This window comes from Streptomyces sp. APSN-46.1 (assembly GCF_022815725.1).
In the GTDB taxonomy this organism is placed as follows: Bacteria; Actinomycetota; Actinomycetes; order Streptomycetales; family Streptomycetaceae; genus Streptomyces.
Map to the genome: position 1 here is coordinate 259,321 of NZ_JALGRF010000003.1, position 17,516 is coordinate 276,836.

Below are 17,516 nucleotides of genomic sequence, written 5' to 3' on the forward strand. Positions count from 1 at the left end.
GTCAGGAGAGACCGAGTTCGCTGTCCATGAGGGCGAAGACCTCGTCGTCCGTCGCCGCGTCCAGGTCGAAGCCGTCGATTCCGTCGAGCCCGCCGAACCCGCCGTGGAGGCTCTCCCACTGCCCGGTGAGGTCCTGGAGCCGCTGGGCGACCTGCGCCTTGGTGTCCTGGTCCATGGCCGGGCCGGTCAGGGCCCGCTCAAGGCGGTCCAGCTCATCGAGTACGGAGAGGGTCTGCGCCGGAGCTTCCGCCGACTTCAGCTCCTCCTGGAGGAGCCGGACGAGGGCGGTCGGCGTCGGGTAGTCGAAGACGAGGGTCGCGGGCAGCCGGACCCCGGTCGCCTCGGTGAGCCTGTTGCGGAACTCGACCGCCGTGAGGGAGTCGAAGCCCGCGTCCTTGAAGGCCCGGTTCGCATCGACGGTGGCGGGGTTGGAGACCCCGAGGACGGTGGCCACGTTTCCGCGTACGAGGTCGAGCAGCAGCTGCCCCCGCTCCTCCGGGGACCGGCCGACGAGCCGCTGGGCCAGCGTCTCGCCCTTGGGCGCGGTGGCGGCCTTGGCGGTCCGGCGGGCCGGGCGGATCAGCCCGTGCAGGATGGGCTGGAGGGATCCGCTCGCCGCCTGGGCGCGCAGTTCGGCGAGGTCGAGCCTGGCCGGCATGAGCGTCGCCTCCGGCGACCCCAGCCCGGCGTCGAAGAGGGCCAGGCCCTCGTCGTTCGGCAGACCCAGCATGCCGCCCCGCTTGCCCCGCTGGAGATCGGCGTCTGCGAGGTGGGCGGTCATTCCGGTCGCCTCGGCCCACAGGCCCCAGGCGAGGGAGACCGCGCTCAGGCCGCGCTCGCGCCGGAACTGGGCGAGACCGTCCAGGTAGGCGTTGGCAGCCGCGTAGTTGCCCTGGCCCGGTGTACCGAACACACCGGCTGCCGAGGAGTAGAGGACGAAGGCGGCGAGGTCGAGGTCCTGGGTGAGCTCGTGCAGGTTCCAGGCCGCGTCCACCTTCGGCCGCAGCACCGTGTCGAGGCGCTCCGGGGTCAGCGCGGAGATCACACCGTCGTCCAGGACCCCCGCTGTGTGCACGACGGCGGTCAGCGGGCGGTCGGCCGGGATGCTTGCCAGCAACGCCGCCAGTGCGTCGCGGTCGGCCGCGTCACACGCCTCGATACGGACATCCGCACCCAGGGCCGACAGCTCCTCCCGCAGTTCCACCGCGCCCTCGGCCGCCGCACCGCGACGGCTCGTCACGATCAGGTTCCGTACGCCGTGCTCCACCACCAGATGCCGGGCCACGAGCTTGCCCAGCGTCCCCGTACCACCCGTGACCAGAGCCGTCCCGGCCGGGTCGAGCGAGATGACGTCCTCGTCCGCCGCACGGGGTTCACGGGCCAGTCGCGGCGCCGTGGCCACGCCCTCGCGGATCGCCAGCTGCGGTTCGCCGGAGGCGGCGGCCGAGGCGATCAGTTCCCGGGTGCGGGCGTCGCCCATATTGGTGTCCAGGTCGACCAGGACGATCCGGTCCGGGTGCTCCGCCTGTGCCGAGCGCACCAGGCCCCAGACCGCGGTGCCGGCCGGGTCACTGACCCCGGCGACGGCGCCGCTGGTCACGACGACCAGCTGCGTGCCGTCGAGGGCGGGCTCGGCGGCCCAGGCCTGGAGTGCCCCGAGCACCCGGGCCGTGACGGCGTGGGCGCGGTGCGCACCCGCCGGTTCGGCCGCTCCGGTGGCGTCGAGCAGGAGGATCCCCGGCACGGTGGTGCCGGCGGCCGCGTCCCGGACGGTCGTGGCGTCCGTGACCGTGGTCAGCTGCGCCCCCTCCGTACGAGGCAGGGAGACCTGCGCCCACTCGATCCGGTACAGCGCGTCGTGGACCGGAGCGGAAGCCGCGCCGAGCTCGGCGGTGGACACCGCCCGCATGACGAGGGCGCCGATGGCGGCGACCGGTACGCCGGTCTGGTCCGCGATGCTCAGCGACAGCCCGTCCCCGGCGGCCCGGACCGCCCGTACCCGCAGTGCGGTGGCGCCGGAGGCGTACAGGGCGACCTGGTTCCAGGCGAAGGGGAGCCGGGTGGTGCCCGCTTCGGTGTCGGCCGCGCCCAGGAAGCTGGTGGTCTGGAGGGCGGCGTCGAGCAGGGCCGGGTGCAGCCCGTACCGCTCGGGCGCCTGGCCCTCGGGCAGGGCCACCTCGGCGTACACCTCGTCGCCCTTGGTCCATACGGCCTGGACGCCCTGGAAGACGGGGCCGTACGCGTAGCCGGCGTCGAGCTGGCGGTCGTAGAAGTCGCTGACGTCGACGCTCTCGGCACCGGCCGGCGGCCAGACTCCGAAGTCGAAGCCGGCGGGCTCGTGGGCGGCGGTGAGGAAGCCGCTGACGTGCCGGGTCCAGGTGGCCTCCGGGCCTTCGTCCGGGGCTGCCGAGTGCACGGCGACCGGACGGCGGCCGAGGTCGTCGAGACCGGCCACGGAGACCTGGATGCGGACGCCGCCCTTCTCGGGCAGGACCAGCGGGGCCTCGATGACCAGTTCGTCGACCGTGCCCGCACCGGCTTCGTCGCCGGCCCGGACGGCCAGCTCGACCAGGGCCGCGCCGGGCACCAGGACGGTGCCGGATACGACGTGATCGGCCAGCCAGGGCTGGGTACGGGCCGACAGCATCCCGGTACCGAGGACACCGCCCGTCTCGGGCAGGTGGACCCAGGCGCCGATCAGCGGGTGGTCGGCGCCGACGAGGCCGAGCGAGGTGGCGTCGCCCGCCGTTACCGCGTTCTCGGGCCAGTAGCGCTCGCGCTGGAAGGCGTACGTCGGCAGGTCGACCCGGCGGGCACCGGTGCCGGCGAAGACGGCTTCCCAGTCGGGGATACGGCCGGTCGTGAACAGCACACCGAGCGCGGCCAGAGCCGTCTCGGCCTCCGCCCGACCACGGCGCACCAGCGCCGCCGATCGCAGGCCCTCGGTGCCGTCGACGCCGTCGAGGATTTCCTGTGCCAGGGCCGTCAGGATTCCGTCCGGGCCTGCTTCGAGGAAGGCCGTGACGCCCATCCGGTGGAGGGTGCGGATGCCGTCGGTGAAGCGGACGGCTTCGCGGACGTGACGCACCCAGTAGTCGGGGTCGGTCAGCTCGTCCGCACCGGCGACGTTGCCGGTGAGGTTGGAGACCACCGGGATGCGCGGGGCGCTGTAGGTCAGGCCCTGGGCGACCTGCCGGAACTCCTCCAGCATCGGATCCATCAGCACCGAATGGAAGGCGTGGCTGACCGTCAGACGCTTCGTCTTGCGGCCCAGTTCGACCAACATGTCCTGGACCGCGAGGCAGGCGTCCTCGCGGCCGGAGATGACGACCGAGTTCGGGCCGTTGACCGCCGCGATCCCGACACCCTCGCCCAGATACGGAAGCACTTCCGCCTCCGTGGCCTGGACGGCGACCATCGCACCACCCGTGGGCAGCGCCTGCATCAGACGGCCACGAGCCGCCACAAGGCGCGCCGCATCCGCCAGATCCCACACACCGGCGACATGAGCGGCAGCCAGCTCACCGATCGAATGACCCGCAACGAAATCGGCCTGGACGCCCCACGACTCGGCCAGCCGGAACAACGCCACCTCGATCGCGAACAGGGCCGGCTGGGTGAACTCCGTACGGTTCACCGCCTCCGCGTCATCCCCGAACACCACCTCCTTCAGCGACCGCTCAAGATGCCGATCCAGCTCGGCCGCCACCGCGTCGAACGCCTCCGCGAACACCGGGTACGTCCCGTACAGCTCACGGCCCATCCCCAACCGCTGCGCACCCTGACCCGTGAACAGCACCGCCAAGCGGCCTCCGGTCACGGGCTGGCCGGTCGTAGTACCGCCGGCCACGGCGCGCAGTGCCTCGACTGCGGCAGCCCGGTCACCGGCGACGACCACCGCGCGGTGCTCCAGCACCGCACGCGACGTGGCCAGCGAGTACGCGACGTCCACCGCAGACAGCGACGCATCCGTCTCCACCCGGTCCGCGATACGGCCCGCCTGCGCCCTCAGCGCCTCAGCCGACTTCGCCGACACCACGAACGGAACCAAACGGTCAGCAGGCGCTCCGGCCTCGGCCGCGCCCTCCTCGGCCGGCGCCTCCTCGACGATCACGTGGGCGTTCGTCCCGCTCACACCGAAGGAAGAGACACCGGCTCGGCGCGCACGCTCACCGCGCGGCCAGGCGCGCGCCTCGGTCAGCAGCTCGACAGCGCCCGCCGACCAGTCCACCTTCGGGGTGGGCTCGTCCACGTGCAGCGTCTTCGGCAGCACCTCGTGCTGGAGGGCCATGACCATCTTGATGACACTCGCGACACCGGCGGCGCCCTGGGCGTGGCCGATGTTCGACTTCAGCGAGCCCAGCCACAGCGGGTCCAGGTCACCACGGTTCTGGCCGTAGGTGGCCAGGAGCGCCTGCGCCTCGATCGGGTCTCCGAGCGCGGTGCCCGTACCGTGCGCCTCCACCGCGTCGACGTCCTGCGGCGTGATTCCGCCATTGGCGAGGGCCTGCTGGATGACGCGCTGCTGGGCGGGCCCGTTGGGGGCGGTGAGGCCGTTCGACGCACCGTCCTGGTTGACGGCCGTACCGCGGACCACCGCGAGCACCGGGTGCCCCTTGCGCCGCGCGTCGGAGAGCCGCTCGACCAGGAGCACGCCGACCCCCTCGGCCCAGGCCGTACCGTCCGCGGCGGCCGAGAAGGCCTTCACCAGGCCGTCCGCGGCCAGGCCGCGCTGGCGGGAGAACTCCACGAAGGTCTCCGGGGTGGACATCACCATCGCGCCGCCGGCCAGGGCCATCGAGCACTCGCCGGAACGCAGCGCCTGGACGGCCATGTGCAGGGCCACCAGGGACGAGGAGCAGGCGGTGTCGACGGAGAGGGACGGGCCCTCGAAACCGAGTGCGTACGAGACGCGGCCCGAGGCGACACTGCCGGCCGTACCGGTCAGGCGCATGCCTTCCAGCTCGGCCTGCGAGGTCTGGAGCTTGACGGTGTAGTCGTGGCTGATCAGGCCGGTGAAGACGCCGGTGTCGCTGCCGCGCAGCTCGGCCGGGTCGATGCCGGCCCGCTCGATGGCCTCCCACGAGGTCTCCAGCAGCAGCCGCTGCTGCGGGTCCATCGCGGTGGCCTCGCGCGGCGAGATCCCGAAGAACGCGGCGTCGAACTCGGCGACGTCGTGCAGGAACGCACCCCGGTCCACGTACGACTTGCCGAGCGCCTCCGGGTCCGGGTCGAAGAGGCCGTCGAGGTCCCAGCCGCGGTTCTCGGGGAAGTCCCCCATGGCGTCGACACCGTCGGCGACCAGCTGCCACAGGGCCTCGGGGGTGTGGGCGCCCGCCGGGAAGCGGCAGCCCATGGAGACGATGGCGATCGGGTCGTCCTCGTCCGCGCCGCTGCCGGACACGGCCTTGGCGGCCGGGGCGGCCTTGGCGGCGGCCGACTCGTCACCGACACCCAGCTCGGTGAGCAGGTGGCGGGCGAGGGCGACCGGGGTCGGGTAGTCGAAGACGACGGTTGCGGCGAGCCGGACTCCCGTGGCGGAGCTGAGCCTGTTGCGCAGTTCCACGGAGGTCAGCGAGTCGAAGCCGGCGTCCTTGAAGGCACGCTCGCCGTCCACGGTGTGCGCGGCGGAATGGCCGAGCACACTCGCGGCCTGCTCGCGGACCAGCTCCAGCAGCACCCGCTGCTGCTCTTCCCGCGGTAGCCCGGCCACTTCCTGGGCCAGCGAACCGGCGCTGACAGAAGCGGCCTTGGCCGCCTGACGGCCCTGTCGTACGAGGCCGCGGAGCAGCACCGGTACGGGCTCGCCGGCAGAGCGGGAGCGCAGGCCGGGGATGTCGAGCCGGGCCGGGACGAGGGAGCCTTCGGCCGAGCGCAGCCCGGCGTCGAAGAGGGCCATGCCGATCTCGGCGGTGATGCCGAGCATGCCGTCGCGCTTGTTGCGCTGCAGTGCGGCGCCGTCGAGACCCTCGGTCATGGCGCTGCTCTCGGACCAGAAGCCCCAGGCCATCGAGACGGCGGGCAGTCCGAGGGTCCGGCGGTGGCGGGCGAGGCCGTCGAGGTAGCCGTTGGCAGCCGCGTAGTTGGCCTGGCCCGGGTTGCCGAAGACGTTCGACGCCGAGGAGTAGAGGACGAAGGCGGCGAGGTCGAGGTCCTGGGTGAGCTCGTGCAGGTTCCAGGCCGCATCGACCTTCGGCCGCAGCACCGTGTCGAGGCGCTCCGGGGTCAGCGCGGAGATCACACCGTCGTCCAGGACCCCCGCTGTGTGCACGACGGCGGTCAGCGGGCGGTCGGCCGGGATGCTTGCCAGCAACGCCGCCAGTGCGTCGCGGTCGGCCGCGTCACACGCCTCGATACGGACATCCGCACCCAGGGCCGACAGCTCCTCCCGCAGTTCCACCGCTCCCTCGGCCGCCGCACCGCGACGGCTCGTCACGATCAGGTTCCGTACGCCGTGCTCCACCACCAGATGCCGCGCCGCCAGCTTGCCCAGCGTCCCCGTACCACCCGTGATCAGAGCCGTCCCCACCGGATCGAGCTCGCGCGGCACGCTCAGGGCGACCTTGCCGATGTGCCGGGCCTGGCTCAGGAAGCGGAAGGCCTCGGGGGCCTTGCGGACGTCCCAGACCTTGACCGGCAGGGGCTGGAGGGAGCCCTGCTCGAAGAGGTCGACCAGCTCGCGCAGGATCTCCTGGACCCGGTCCGGTCCCGCCTCGACCAGGTCGAACGCCTGGTAGGCGACGCCCGGGTAGGCGGCGGCGACCTCTTCGGGCTCGCGGATGTCGGTCTTGCCCATCTCCAGGAACCGGCCGCCGCGCGGCAGAAGTTCGAGGGAGGCGTCGACGAACTCGTGTGCCAGGGCGTCGAGTACGACGTCCACGCCGCGCCCGCCGGTGGCGCCGAGGAAGTTCTCCTTGAACTCCAGGGTGCGGGAGTTGCCGATGTGCGCCGCGTCCAGGCCGTTGGCCAGCAGGGTGTCCCACTTGCCGGGGCTGGCGGTGCCGAACACCTCGGCACCGAAGTGGCGGGCGAGCTGTACGGCGGCCATGCCCACGCCACCGGCGGCGGCGTGGATCAGCACCGACTCGCCCGCGGTCAGGCCGGCCCGGTCCTTCAGGCCGTAGTAGGCGGTGGTGAAGACGATCGGGACGGTGGCGGCCTGCTCGTACGTCCAGCCGGCCGGCATGCGCACCAGGTTGCGGTGGTCCGCGAGCGCCTGCGGCCCGAAGCCGTCGCGCAGCAGACCCATCACCCGGTCGCCCGGGGCGAGCGTGGTGACCCCGGGGCCGACCTCGATGACCACACCGGCGCCCTCACCGCCGAACGAGGCACGGCCCGGGTACATCCCCAGGGCGATCAGCACGTCGCGGAAGTTCAGGCCGGCGGCGCGGACGCCGACCCGGACCTGGCCCTCGGCCAGGGGCTCCAGCACCTCGGGGCTCGGCAGCAGCGCCAGGTTCTCCAGCGTGCCGGTGGCGGTGACGTCCAGGTGCCAGGCGTCGGTGCCGTCCGGGACCTCAAGGGTCTCGGAGGACGCGTGGTGGGCGAGGCGGGGGGCGGTGGTGCGGCCCTCGCGGATCGCGAGCTGCGGTTCGCCGGTGGCGACGGCCCCGGCCAGGGCCTCGCGGGACTTCGGGTCCCCGTCGAGGGCGACGAGGACGATGCGGTCGGGGTTCTCGTTCTGCGCGGAGCGCACCAGGCCCCAGACCGCCGAGGCTGCCATGTCGCGCTGCGGGTCCCGGGTGACGACGACGAGCCGCTCGTCCTGCGCCGAAGCGTCGGCGGACCAGGTCTGGAGCTTGCCGAGCACCTGCGCGAGCAGGCTGCGGACGCCCTCCGGACCCTCGTGCGGCGCGGCCTCGCTGAAGTCGGCGAAGACGGCCGTACCGTCCTGCCCGGTGTCCGCGGCCGTCTCGACCGCAGCCGTCTCGACCGGGGTCCACGCGACGTGGAACAGCGCGTCGTGCAGCGGGGTGCGGGCGGCACCCAGCTGTTCGGCGGAGACCGTGCGCAGCACCATGGACCCGATGCTGGCGACGGGCGCGCCGGTCTGGTCGGCGAGCTCCAGGGCGACGCCGTCGGCGCCTTCCGCCACGGCGCGCACGCGCAGTGCGGTGGCGCCGGAGGCGTGCAGGGCGACCTGGTTCCATGCGAAGGGGAGCCGCGTCCGGGAGGCGTCGGCCTCCTGGCCGGCGCAGAAGGTGCTGGACTGGAGGGCGGCGTCGAGCAGCGCCGGGTGCAGACCGAACCGGTCCGGGTCCGCGCCCTGCGGGAGCTGGATCTCGGCGAAGATCTCCGCGCCCCGACGCCAGACCCGGTGGAGGCCTTGGAAGACCGGGCCGTAGACCAGGCCGACCGCGGCCCGGTCCTCGTAGAAGCCGTCGGTGTCGATCTTCTCCACCCCGGCCGGCGGCCAGGCGGTGAAGTCGAACCCGGCGGCGGACGAGCGGGGGTGCTCGGCCAGGAAGCCGCTGACGTGCCGGGTCCAGACGGCGTCCGGGCCGTCCTCCGGGGCCGCCGAGTAGACGCTCACCGCGCGCAGCCCGTCCTCGGGCCCCCCGACGACGACCTGGACGCGGACGCCGCCCTTCTCGGGCAGGACCAGCGGGGCCTCGATGACCATCTCGTCGACGACGCCGGCGCCGACCTCGTCGCCGGCCCGGATCACCAGGTCCACGAGGGCCGCGCCGGGCACCAGGACGGTGCCGGAGACGCTGTGGTCGGCGAGCCAGGGGTGGGTACGGACCGAGAGCAGACCGGTGGCCAGGACGCCGCCGGATCCCGGGAGGTGGGTGACGGCGCCGAGCAGCGGGTGCTCCGCGCCGGCCAGGCCCGCGCCGGTCACGTCACCGGCACCGGCGGTGCCTTCGAGCCAGTAGCGCTCGCGCTGGAAGGCGTACGTCGGCAGGTCGACCCGGCGGGCACCGGTGCCTGCGAAGACGGCTTCCCAGTCGACGGAGCGACCGGTCGCGAAGAGCACACCGAGCGCGGCCAGGGCCGTCTCGGTCTCCCCCCGCCCGCGCCGCACCAGCGCCGCCATCCGCAGACCCTCGGCGCTCTCGACACCGTCGAGGACCTCCTGGGCCAGAGCCGTGAGCACCCCGTCCGGACCCGCCTCGAGGAATGCCGTCACACCCATCTGGTGCAGCGTGCGCACCCCGTCGGCGAAGCGGACGGCTTCGCGGACGTGACGCACCCAGTAGTCGGGGTCGGTCAGCTCGTCCGCACCGGCGACGTTGCCGGTGAGGTTGGAGACCACCGGGATGCGCGGGGCGCTGTAGGTCAGGCCCTGGGCGACCTGCCGGAACTCCTCCAGCATCGGATCCATCAGCACCGAATGGAAGGCGTGGCTGACCGTCAGACGCTTCGTCTTGCGGCCCAGTTCGACCAACATGTCCTGGACCGCGAGGCAGGCGTCCTCGCGGCCGGAGATGACGACCGAGTTCGGGCCGTTGACCGCCGCGATCCCGACACCCTCGCCCAGATACGGAAGCACTTCCGCCTCCGTGGCCTGGACGGCGACCATCGCACCACCCGTGGGCAGCGCCTGCATCAGACGGCCACGAGCCGCCACAAGGCGCGCCGCATCCGCCAGATCCCACACACCGGCGACATGAGCGGCAGCCAGCTCACCGATCGAATGACCCGCAACGAAATCGGCCTGGACGCCCCACGACTCGGCCAGCCGGAACAACGCCACCTCGATCGCGAACAGAGCCGGCTGAGTGAACTCCGTACGGTTCACGGCAGCTTCGTCACCGTCCTCGAACACCACCTCCTTCAGCGACCGCGGAAGGTGCCGGTCCAGCTCGGCCGCCACCGCGTCGAACGCCTCCGCGAACACCGGGTACGTCCCGTACAGCTCACGGCCCATCCCCAACCGCTGCGCACCCTGACCCGTGAACAGCACCGCCAAGCGGCCTCCGGTCACGGGCTGGCCGGTCGTAGTACCGCCGGCCACGGCGCGCAGTGCCTCGACTGCGGCAGCCCGGTCACCGGCGACGACCACCGCGCGGTGCTCCAGCACCGCACGCGACGTGGCCAGCGAGTACGCGACGTCCACCGCCGACAGCGAACCATCGGCCTCCACCCGGTCCGCGATACGGCCCGCCTGCGCCCTCAGCGCCTCAGCCGACTTCGCCGACACCACGAACGGAACCAAACGGTCAGCAGGCGCTCCGGCCTCGGCCGCACCCTCCTCGGCCGGCGCCTCCTCGATGATCACGTGAGCGTTCGTCCCGCTCACACCGAAGGAGGAAACAGCCGAACGACGCGGCCGTTCGTCCGTACGGGTCCACTCGCGGGCCTCGGTCAGCAGCTCGACAGCGCCCGCCGACCAGTCCACCTTCGGGGTGGGCTCGTCCACGTGCAGCGTCTTCGGCAGCACGCCGTGGCGCATCGCCTCGACCATCTTGATGACGCCGGCGACACCGGCGGCGGCCTGCGCGTGGCCGATGTTCGACTTCAGCGAGCCGAGCCACAGCGGCTGCCGCTCGCCACGGTTCTGGCCGTAGGTGGCCAGGATGGCCTGCGCCTCGATCGGGTCGCCGAGGGAGGTGCCGGTGCCGTGCGCCTCCACGGTGTCCACGTCGGCCGTCGTCAGCCGGGCGTTGGCCAGGGCCTGGCGGATGACCCTCTCCTGCGCCGGACCGCTGGGGGCGGTGAGGCCGTTCGAGGCGCCGTCCTGATTGACCGCGGAGCCGCGGACCACCGCGAGCACCGGGTGCCCGTTGCGCCGCGCGTCGGAGAGCCGCTCCAGAAGGACCACGGAAACACCCTCGGCCCAGGCCGTGCCGTCCGCGGAGCCGGAGAAGGCCTTGGCCCGGCCGTCCTCGGCCAGACCCCGCTGCCGGGAGAACTCCACGAAGACCCCGGGGGTCGGCATCAGGGCGGCTCCGCCCGCGAGGGCCATCGAGCACTCGCCGCCGCGCAGCGACTGCGCGGCGAGGTGCAGGGCCACCAGGGACGAGGAGCAGGCGGTGTCCACCGTGACGGCCGGACCCTCCAGGCCGAGCGTGTACGAGACGCGGCCCGAGGCGACGCTGCCCGCGTTGCCGATGCCGAGGTAGCCCTCGGTGCCCTCGGGGGCCTGCTGGAGGTTGCTGCCGTAGTCGTGGTGCATGACGCCGCTGAACACGCCGATGCGGGAACCGCCCAGGGAGGTGGGGTCGATGCCGGCCCGCTCGATGGTCTCCCACGAGGTCTCCAGCAGCAGCCGCTGCTGCGGGTCCATCGTGGTGGCCTCGCGCGGTGAGATCCCGAAGAACGCGGCGTCGAACTCAGCCGCGTCGCACAGGAATCCGCCGTGCCGGGTGTACGAGGTGCCCGTGTGGTCCGGGTCCGGGTGGTACAGCCCCTCCAGGTCCCAGCCGCGGTTGTCCGGGAACTCCGTGATCGCGTCCGTACCCGACTCCACCAGCCGCCACAGCTCCTCGGGCGAGGACACACCGCCCGGCAGCTTGCAGCCCATCGCCACGATCGCGATCGGCTCGTCGGAGACCGTCGGCTCCGGGAAGTCCACGACGGGCTCGCCGGCCGGGGCGCCGAACATGCGCTTGCGCAGGTAGACGGCGACGGCGGTCGGGGACGGGTGGTCGAAGGCGAGGGTGACGGGCAGGCGCAGGCCCGACTCCTCGGTGAGGCGGTTGCGCAGCTCGACCGAGGTGGCAGAGGTGAAGCCGAGCGACTTGAAGCTGAGGCCGGTGTCGAGGGTGGTGAGGCCGGTGATGGTGCGGATCTGCTCCACGACCACGTCCAGCAGCAGGCGGTCCTGTTCGCTCTCCGCGAGGTCTGCGAAACGTGCGCGGAACGCCTCGGCCTGGCTCTCGTCGGGCGACGCGGCCTTGCCGGCCGGGCGCTCGAAGAGGTCGGTCAGCAGCGGCGGAACCTCGCCCGCGGGGAGGGCGGAGACGTCCGGGCGGACGGCGACCAGGTGCGGCTGCGCCACGGTGTGCGCGGCGTCGAACACGGCCAGGGTCTCCTGCGTGGAGAGCACACCGGCGCCCAAGGGCCACGCGCGGCTCCCGGACGTGGCCGCGGCGGCGCCGTCCCAGGGGCCGAGGGAGAGGGTGAGCGCGGGCAGTCCGGCCGCGTGGCGGTGTCCGCCCAGGGCGTCGAGGAACGCGGCGGCGCCGGCCGCGGTCCCGTTGCCGGGGCTGCCGAGCACTCCGTCGGCGGTGGCGACGACGAGGAAGGACGCGAGCGTGGTGTCCTTGGTGAGGCAGTGGAGATTGAGCGCTCCCTGAACGGCGAGGCTGCGGCCCTGGAGGTCGGCGAGAGCCTCGCGGCCCGCGGTGTGCACGATCGCGGTGAGCGGCTGGGCGATCTTGCCGAGGAGCTTGGCGACGGCCTTGCGGTCGGCGACGTCGCAGGCTTCGAGCCGGATCTCGGCGCCGCCCCGGGCCAGTTCGCGCTGGAGGTCGGCGGCGACGGCGTCGGCCTTGCCGTCTTTGCTGACCAGCACCATGCGGCGGGCGCCGTAGACGCTGACCAGGTGGTGGGCGACGGCTTCGGCCGCGACGCCGTCGGCGCCGGTCAGCAGCACGGTGCCCGTGGTGTCGGGGGCGGTGGACGTGCCGGAGGACGCGGTCGCCCGTACCAGCCGGGGGCGCAGGACCACTCCGTCGCGGACGGCGGACTGCGGCTCCTGGGAGGCGAAGGCGAGGGCGACGGCGCGGGCGGCGTTCTCGTCCGGCCACTCCTCGGGGCCCAGGTCGACCAGGGCGAAGCGGTCCGGGTACGCGGCCTGGTACGAGCGCAGCAGACCCCAGACGGAAGCGTGTTCCAGGCCGGTCAGGTCGTCGTCGGGGCCGGTGGCGACGGCGTCGCGGGTGGCGATGATCAGCGGCACCATGGCGGTGCGCTCTTCGGCCAGCCAGGCGTCGAGCCCGAGGGAGACGCGGGCCAGGAGGGCTTCGACGGCCTCGGCACGGCGGGCGGCTGTGGGCCGGTCGGCCTCGCCGAGCATCAGCAGGGCCACGTCCGGGAAGGAGACGCCGGCGGCCAGGTCCTCGACGAGGGCGTCGAGGGCGTCGAGGTCGGCCAGTCCGTCCACGTCGGCCAGGCCTGCGAGCCCGCCGAGGGGCAGGTAGGTCTGCACCTCGTTGCCGAGGGCCTCCAGCCCCGGGGCGAAGTCGGTGCCGGCGATGTCGCCCGCGACGGCCCAGTGACCGGCGACGATCTGCGGCGCGGGCACGGACGGCAGCGGCAGCCAGTCGACGCGGAAGAGCGATTCGTAGCGACCGCCGCAGGCGGCGAGCAGCCGGGCCGGGAGCTCCAGCAGGGCGTGGCGCATGGTCTTGCCCGAGGCGGTGCGCGGGATCCGGTCGATCTCGTACAGCTCTTCGGGGATCTTGAAGTAGGAGAGGCTCTCGCGGCAGACCTCGAACAGCCGCTCGTGGTCGATGCCTTCGGGGCCCGGGACGATGAACGCGACCGGGACCTCGCCGAGCACCTCGTGTGCCTTGCCCGCGACGGCGACGTCCATCACGCCGGGCACGCCGCGGAGCACCTCCTCGACCTCGCCGGGGTGGATGTTCTCGCCACCTCGGATGACGAGTTCCTTGATGCGGCCGGTGACGGTGAAGTAGCCCTCCTCGTCGCGACGGGCCAGGTCTCCGGTGCGGAACCAGCCGTCGCGCAGGGCGGCGGCGGTGGCGTCGGGCAGGTTGTGGTAGCCGACCATCACGCTGGAGCCCTTGACCCAGACCTCGCCCTCCTCGCCGGTGGCCACGTCCACCCCGGTCTCGGGACTGACCAGGCGCACGCCGAGGCCGGGGACCGGGAGGCCGCAGGAGCCCTCGACCCGGGCACCGGTGGGCCAGTTGATGGTGATGGAACCGCAGGTCTCGGTGGAGCCGTAGGCATCGAGCAGCGGGGCGCTGAAGACCTCTTCGAAGGACCGGCGCAGCGCGGCCGTGGTGATCGCACCGCCGACCAGGCACATGCGCAGCTCGGGGGCGGTGAAGCCCTGCTCGCGGGCGGCCTGGACGAGGTAGTGGTACATGGTCGGGACGCCGGCGAGGAAGGTGGCCGACTCCTCACGGACCGCGTCGAGGATCTCGTCGGCGGAGAAGCCGTCCACGATGCGCGCGGTGGCGCCGACGGCCGTGACGGCGAGGACGCACACGATGTGCGAGAGGCTGTGGAAGAGCGGCAGGGGCCAGACGACCCGGTCGTCCTCGGAGAGGCCGGGGATGGGCGCGTAGCAAGCGGCCACCGACCAGAGGCAGTTGCGCTGCGTGGAGAGCACGCCCTTCGGCTTGCCCGTGGTGCCGGAGGTGTAGAGCATCCAGGCGACGTCGTCGAGGCCGAGGTCGTCGCGGGCGGGCTCGGCCGGCTCGGTGGTGGCGAGGGTCTCGAAGGAGACGGTGCCGGCCGGGGCGTTGGCCTGGACGCCCTCGTCACCGGTGACGATCACGCGGAGGTACGGACGGTCCTGGACCAGCCGGGCGACGAGTTCGATGCGCGAGGGTTCGGTGATGACGACGCGGGCGCCGCTGTCGTCGAGCAGATAGGCGAGCTCGGACTCGGTGACGCGCGGGTTGAGCGGGACTCCGACGCCGGCCGCCCGAGTGATCGCGAGGTAGCTCTCGACGACGTCGACGCTGTTGCCGTGCAGGATCGCCGCCCGGTCCCCGGGCTGGAGCCTCATACCGGCGAGATGTCCTGCCAGCCTGCGAGTGCGCGCCTCCAGTTCGGCGTGGCTCACGCTCCGCCGGGCATCACGGTAGGCGGCCTTGGTCCCGAAACGATCGGCGTTCGCCCTCAGCAGCTGGGGCAGCGGCCGGATCAATTCGGTTCGCAGCATGGCTCTATACCTCTCGTCGAAAGAAAACTCGATGCAGACATCTCGGTACGGGAGGCATCAGCGTCACACCGAATCACTTTCGCCGATCCACTAACGGTCCCCTATGACCCCCCTATGTTGACGAATAGAACAGACTCGGGGTAGGGGTAAGAGGTTCAATGCAACGGTAATTACCCAGCCTCTCCCGCACCGTAAGGAATAGCGATGACCAATTCAGTCGCGACGTCTATTCGAATTACCGGGAAGACCAGACTGTTCGCAGTGCTCGGAGACCCCGTGGCCCAGGTGCGCGCCCCGGAAATGCTGAATCCGGTCTTCTCCGCGCTCGGTATCGACGCGGTACTCGTCCCCGTGCAGGCGCCGGTGGGCAGCCTGGGTGAAGTGGTGCGCGGGCTTCAGCGCTCGGGGAACGTGGACGGACTGTTCATCACCGTCCCGCACAAGGACGCCGTCCGCCGGTTCGCCGACGTGTGCAGCCCGGCCGTGGAACTGGCGGGCAGCGCGAACGTGATGCGCCGCGGCCACGACGGCCGCTGGTACGCGGAGAACTTCGACGGAGCCGGCTTCGTGTCCGGGCTGGTGGCGTCCGGGTACTCGCCCGCCGCACGCAGGGTCGTCCTCGTCGGCGCGGGCGGTGCGGGCAGCGCCATCGCGGCGGCCCTCATGACCGCGGGGGTCGCACGGCTGGACGTCTGCGATCTCGACGCCGGACGGGTCAAGGCGGTCGTGGACCGGCTCCGGCGGCACTGGCCGGACCGGATCGGCGGCGGTCCCACCGCCGACCTCGGCGCGGCCGACATCGTGGTGAACGCGACCCCGCTGGGGCTGCGGCCCGGTGACCCGCTGCCCTTCGGCCCCCAGGAGCTGACGCCGGGGACCCTGGTCGCCGACATCATCATGACCCCGCGCGAGACGGAACTGCTGCGGGTCGCCGCCGGGCTGGGGCTGCCGGTGCACCACGGCCACCACATGCTGGAGCACCAGCTCCACCTGTACCGCGGCTTCTTCGGGCTCGACCGGGCCCCGTCGCGGGCGGGTACTCCGGACCCCTCGCAGGCGGGTACTGCGGACCCGTCGCAGGCGGGTACTGCGGACCCCTCGCAGGCGGGTGATGGGGATCGGATTGCCGGATGATTCCCGGTGCCTTCATACCGTGCCCGTATGAATCCGACCGTCGACGCACGGGTGGAGGCGCCGTCATCCGCCCTCCGGCTTCCCGAACCCATTGATGCCAAAGTCGCTGCGGCGGTGGCCCGGCCGGCCGCACAGCAGCCGGAGTGGCCCGACGCGCGGGCGGCCGCGGCGGCCCGGGACACCCTGACCACCCTGCCGCCCCTCGTCGTACCCGGCGAGGTCGACCGGCTCCAGGGGCTGCTCACCGAAGTGGCTCGCGGCCGGGCGTTCCTGCTCCAGGCCGGAGACTGCGCGGAGACGTTCGCGGGGAACACCGAGTCCCACGTGACCGCGAACATCCGCACGCTGCTGCAGATGGCGGTCGTCCTCACCTACGCGGCCAGCATGCCGGTCGTCAAGGTCGGCCGGATCGCCGGGCAGTACGCCAAGCCCCGCTCCAACGCCACGGACGCCCTGGACCTGCCCGTCTACCGCGGCGACATCGTCAACTCGCTGGAGCCCACCCCCGGCGCCCGGGTCCCCGACCCGGGCCGCATGCTGCGCGCCTACGCCAACTCCGCGGCCTCCCTGAACCTGGTGCGCGCCATGGCCGGCTCCGGCCTCGCGGACCTGGACCTCGTGCACGACTGGAACCGCGACTTCGTCCACAGCTCGCCCGCGGGCGAGCGCTACGAAGCGCTGGCCTCGGAGATCGACCGCGGCCTGAGGTTCATCTCGGCCTCCGGCGCCGACCACGGCGCGCTGCACACCACGGAGATCTACGCCAGCCACGAGGCGCTGCTGCTCGAATACGAGCAGGGCCTGCTGCGCTACGCCGCCTCGCCCCTCGGCGAGCCCAGGCTGTACGGGCTGTCCTCGCACTTCCTGTGGATCGGTGAGCGCACCCGCCAGCTGGACGGCGCGCACGTCGCGCTCGCCTCCATGCTCGCGAACCCGATCGGCCTGAAGCTCGGCCCGGGCACCACCCCCGAGCAGGCCGTCGAGTACGTCGAGCGGCTCGACCCCGACAACGTCCCCGGCCGGCTCACGCTCATCTCCCGGATGGGCAACGGCAAGGTCCGCGACGTCCTGCCGGCGATCGTGGAGAAGGTCGAGGCCTCCGGCCACCATGTGGTCTGGCAGTGCGACCCGATGCACGGAAACACCCATGAGGCCGCCAGCGGCTACAAGACCCGCCACTTCGACCGCATCATCGACGAGGTCAAGGGCTTCTTCGAGGTGCACAAGGCCCTGGGCAGTCACCCGGGCGGCCTGCACATCGAGCTCACCGGCGACGACGTCACCGAATGCCTGGGCGGAGCCCAGGAGATCTCCGAGGAATCCCTCGCAGAGCGTTACGAGACCAGCTGCGACCCGCGACTGAACCCTCAGCAGTCCGTGGAGCTGGCTTTCCTCGTGGCCGAGATGCTCCAGGCCTGATCCTGCAATCCCCCGGCAGGGGGGCGGGAGCATGCCCGGCCACACGCAGGGGACGTCCGGTACTCCGGACGTCCCCCGCGTCATGTGCGTCACGCCCCTTGCCGGCCGACGGGAACGACGAAGGGCCGGCCATCGCCTGTCAGACGATGGCCGG

Annotated in this window: 3 protein-coding genes; 2 read left to right on the forward strand and 1 reads right to left on the reverse strand. The window is 72.5% G+C overall.

The window, feature by feature from the left end:
* Window position 1: 1 nt before the first annotated feature.
* Window positions 2-14,809 (reverse strand): type I polyketide synthase, encoded by a 14,808-nt coding sequence (locus MTF65_RS13500; protein ID WP_243628899.1) that lies wholly within the window; start codon window positions 14,807-14,809, stop codon window positions 2-4.
* Between the two features lie 204 nt (window positions 14,810-15,013).
* Between MTF65_RS13500 and MTF65_RS13505 the strand changes: the two genes are divergently transcribed.
* Window positions 15,014-15,943, forward strand: a complete 930-nt coding sequence (locus MTF65_RS13505) for a shikimate dehydrogenase (protein ID WP_243628900.1) — start codon at window positions 15,014-15,016, stop codon at window positions 15,941-15,943.
* Window positions 15,944-15,970: 27 nt separating this feature from the next.
* On the forward strand, window positions 15,971-17,362 hold the full coding sequence (locus MTF65_RS13510; protein WP_243628901.1) for a class II 3-deoxy-7-phosphoheptulonate synthase: 1,392 nt from the start codon (window positions 15,971-15,973) through the stop codon (window positions 17,360-17,362).
* Window positions 17,363-17,516 lie beyond the last annotated feature (154 nt).